This is a genomic window from Mesorhizobium sp. Cs1299R1N1, from assembly GCF_037179655.1.
In the GTDB taxonomy this organism is placed as follows: Bacteria; Pseudomonadota; Alphaproteobacteria; order Rhizobiales; family Rhizobiaceae; genus Mesorhizobium; species Mesorhizobium salmacidum.
Genome location: NZ_JAPYKR010000133.1, coordinates 1 through 449, shown reverse-complemented (window position 1 = coordinate 449; position 449 = coordinate 1). Strand labels below are relative to the sequence as shown.

Annotated in this window: 1 protein-coding gene; it reads left to right on the top strand. The window is 75.9% G+C overall.

Annotation, left to right across the window (positions count from 1 at the left end; all coding sequences use genetic code 11):
• Window positions 1-63 precede the first annotated feature (63 nt).
• On the top strand, window positions 64-449 hold a 386-nt coding region (locus tag O7A70_RS34055; protein ID WP_442921257.1), incomplete at its 3' end, for an MFS transporter.

Sequence of the window (449 nt, the reverse complement as noted above, 5' to 3'; positions counted from 1 at the left end):
CGCGAGGACGCGCTCGCGGATGGCGGCGTCCCGGCCGCGCCCGCCGCCGCCCACCATCCGGCGCTGGTGCTGCTGGCTCTCGCCATGGGCGGCTTCTCCATCGGCACCACCGAGTTCGCGGCGATGAGCCTGCTGCCGGGCTTCTCCCGCGACCTCGGCCTCGACGCGCCGACCGCCGGGCACGTGATCAGCGCCTACGCGCTCGGCGTCGTGGTCGGCGCGCCCGTCATCGCGGTGCTGGGCGCGCGGCTCGCCCGGCGCACGCTGCTCATCGGGCTGATGGTGCTGTTCGCACTCGGCAACGGCCTCACCGCGCTGGCGCCGGACTACCCTTCGATGCTCGCCTTCCGCTTCCTGGCGGGGCTGCCGCACGGGGCCTATTTCGGGGTCGCCGCGCTGGTGGCCGCCTCCCTCGTCCCCCGCGAGCGACGGACGCAGGCGGTCTCGCG